General features: G+C 61.0%; 2 protein-coding genes. Both read left to right on the top strand.

Annotated elements, in window-relative coordinates; all coding sequences use genetic code 11:
• The first annotated feature begins 286 nt into the window (after positions 1-286).
• Complete coding sequence (locus tag ACP5E6_RS17570) at positions 287-1,399, top strand: Fic family protein (protein WP_427956428.1); 1,113 nt, start codon at positions 287-289, stop codon at positions 1,397-1,399.
• 643 nt (positions 1,400-2,042) lie between these two features.
• A complete protein-coding gene (locus tag ACP5E6_RS17565; RefSeq protein ID WP_427956427.1) occupies positions 2,043-2,909 on the top strand; it encodes a TSUP family transporter in 867 nt (288 codons plus the stop codon).
• Positions 2,910-3,164 lie beyond the last annotated feature (255 nt).

Here is a 3,164-nt window from a genome sequence, read left to right as displayed (position 1 = left end):
TTCATCACTCAGGAGGCGGCTGGCCCTTGCCAGCGACGTCCCTCGTGTGCGGTCCCGGTTCAGACCGCACAGACACGAGGGCGCTCCTGGCAAGGGCGGTTGACCCCGAAGCGCCGCAGGCGCAGTTCGTTGGTTTCAATTTGCGGTTTATATTTTCGATTGTTGCTTTTGTTCGATTGTGTTTTCGGAAGAGAGGATAGCGCCTCCATGCTCCGCAATATATGCGGAGATCATGATTGCCGAATGCGGAGATTATGTGCCATATTCTCCGCGAAAGGTGCGGCGAATGGCGACCTACATCCACACTCTGGCCGACTGGCCAAAATTCCACTGGAGCCATGAAATACTGGCGACCAAGTTAGCCGCGGTGCGTCATCACCAGGGCCGGCTGATCGGGCGCATGGAAGGGCTTGGCTTCCCGTTGCGCGCCGAAGCCGTCCTTCAGTCGCTTACCGAGGAAATCCTGACATCGAATGAGATTGAAGGCGAAGTGCTCAATCGCGAACAGGTCCGATCGTCGATTGCCCGCCGGTTGGGCATGGACATCGGCGCCCTGGCGCCTGTCGATCGAAACATCGAGGGCGTGGTCGAGATGATGCTCGATGCGACTCAGAATTATATGGCGCCGCTCACGAAGGCGCGCCTGTTCGACTGGCATGCCGCGCTGTTTCCCACGGGGCGCAGCGGCATGACGAAGATCCGGGTCGGCGCATGGCGCGATGGCAGGTCAGGTCCCATGCAGGTCGTCTCCGGTCCGCTGGGCCGGGAGCGCGTTCACTATGAAGCCCCAGCCGCGCCGTTGGTCGATCGCGAGATGCGTGCTTTCCTCGCCTGGTTCAATGACGAGAACTCCCTGGATCCGGTCTTGCGCGCCGCCCTCGCCCATTTGTGGTTCGTGACAATCCATCCGTTCGACGACGGGAACGGGCGCATCGCGCGGGCCATCGCAGACATGGCACTGGCTCGGTCCGAGCAAAGCCCTCAGCGATTCTACAGCATGTCGGCCCAAATTCGGATCGAGCGCAAAGCCTACTATGACATTCTGGAAGCCACGCAGAAGGGCGACCTGGACATCACCACCTGGATCGAGTGGTTCCTCGGATGCCTCGATCGCGCGTTCGACGGCGCAGAAATCATTCTGGCATCCGTTCTGATGAGGGCGCGTTTCTGGGAGATGCATGCTGGCGTGGCCTTGCAGGATCGCCAGCGCTTTGTGCTCAACCGATTGCTGGGTGGCTTCGAGGGGAAGCTGACCTCGTCGAAATACGCGAAGCTCGCGAAATGTTCCCAGGACACCGCGTCACGCGATATCGACGATCTGATCGCGCACGGGATTCTCACAAAGGACGTGGCAGGCGGACGCAGCACAAGCTACTCGCTGGTGCCTGTTCAACGTTGACGGCTCAGCCGGCAGCAGTCGGTATCCTCCGGACCCTGGTCTGGGAGGACAGTGGCATTTCTATCGGTCCATGCCGTCCTTCTCGGGCGCATCAGTCCGGGGATTGCCTTCCGATATTATGACCAGCGCAAAAAGCCGGTGCAGAATGCTTCAGGTTCATGATCTCGATAGGCTGATCCATGATGACATCCCGTGCCGAAACGAGCGCAGATTAGGGGCTCACAAAGCCGATAGGCTGAGAATCCCCCCAGTCATTCAGAGACCGCGCCGACTGGCATAATCCGCCAGCATCTGCCTCCTGTGGCGATCACCGCGCGCGGCCCGTGACATCCGTCACAGCCCACGGCCCTGATCCCGCGTTATCTCCGGTCATCGCCAAACACCTGACCCAAGGAGACCCGCCATGAACACCATCACCGCCATCTTCGCGCGCATCGCCACCGCCGCCCCCTTCGTCGCCGCAGTCCTGCTCGCCGCCGATTTCGCCCACGCGATCACGCCGATGATCTGAGCCCGCGTCGCCGCCGGCACATCGACAAAGCTATCTTTTGAAACAGAGGCTCAGGACCGTTCCAGTCGATTGTCGTCGAACAATCCGCCAGCGGCCACAAATCGGAAAGAACCCTCCACAATGAACGCGCCCATGCAGCAGATCATCACCGCTACCCCCGGGTGGGCTCCGGTGGCAACCCAGAAGCACTGGCTGAACGCCGGCACGGCGGCCATGCTTTCGATCGGCGCCACCGGCCTGTATTTCCTGGTTCTGGCCGGGCACGGTGAGTCGCTGGTGTGCCTTGGCACCATCGCGGCGGTTGGCATCGCCGCATTGCTGTCGGGCATCGCCGGTTTCGCCTTCTCCGCGCTTTGCGGCGCCCTCGTCTTCCAATTTCGCCACGATGCTGTCGACGTCGTCCAGATCATGCTCGTCTGTAGCCTCGCTAACCAAGCGCTGTGCCTCCTGCTGCTGCGCAAAGCGATCAGACTGAGACCGCTCACCCCCTACCTTTGCGGCGGCGTGATCGGCGTGCCTGCGGGCGTCTGGCTGCTGCTGCGCGCGGCCGGCGACCATTACGATCTCGCCCTCGGACTCCTGCTCACAGGCTACGGCCTCTACATGCTGGTCCGCCCGCCGTTGCACCTAACCAAACGCTCGACCCCGGCCGACATCCTGGCCGGCCTGCTCGGCGGCGTGATGGGCGGCTTTGCGGCCACGCCTGGTGCCCCGGTCGCCATCTGGTGCGCCACCAAGGGCTGGGACAAAATCGCTCAACGGGCGATCGTGCAACCTTACATCCTGGCGGTACAGATCATCGGCCTCATCAGCATAGCCCTGATGCACCACGCAGGTACCGCCAATTCTGGCATCCCGCCTGTAACGTGGCTGTGCGTCCCGCTGGGCTTGCTCGGCACCGCGTGGGGTTTCGCTCTCGCCAAAAGAATGACCAACACCCAGTTTGGCCGCGCCACCAACCTGCTGTTGATCGCTTCGGGCGTCGGTTTGATCACGTGAGATCGGTATTCGCATCAGGGTTTCCGCAACCCGCAGCCCGATCGAGGCCGGCCATGTGCGATTGCAGGCGACGTTTCCAAGGGCTTTCCGCAACGTCGAACAAGTCTCAGTCGTTATTCCAAAGCAACCCCGGGTCCGATACCGCAATCAGGGCTGAATATTCGCCGGATCATCCAGCATGGATTTGTGGCTGCGACTAAAAGCAAATAGCTTCTACAATTATAGATCGCAGAAGATATCTTATGGAAACTGGTT

Origin of the sequence: Acidiphilium sp. (assembly GCF_049977125.1) — a bacterium.
GTDB lineage: Bacteria > Pseudomonadota > Alphaproteobacteria > Acetobacterales > Acetobacteraceae > Acidiphilium.
This window is presented reverse-complemented; position numbering and strand designations above follow the sequence as displayed.

Coding starts and splice junctions, on each gene's coding strand:
- ACP5E6_RS17570 (WP_427956428.1), top strand. CDS start 287: ATGGCGACCTACATCCACACTCTGGCCGACTGGCCAAAATTCCACTGG.
- ACP5E6_RS17565 (WP_427956427.1), top strand. CDS start 2,043: ATGCAGCAGATCATCACCGCTACCCCCGGGTGGGCTCCGGTGGCAACC.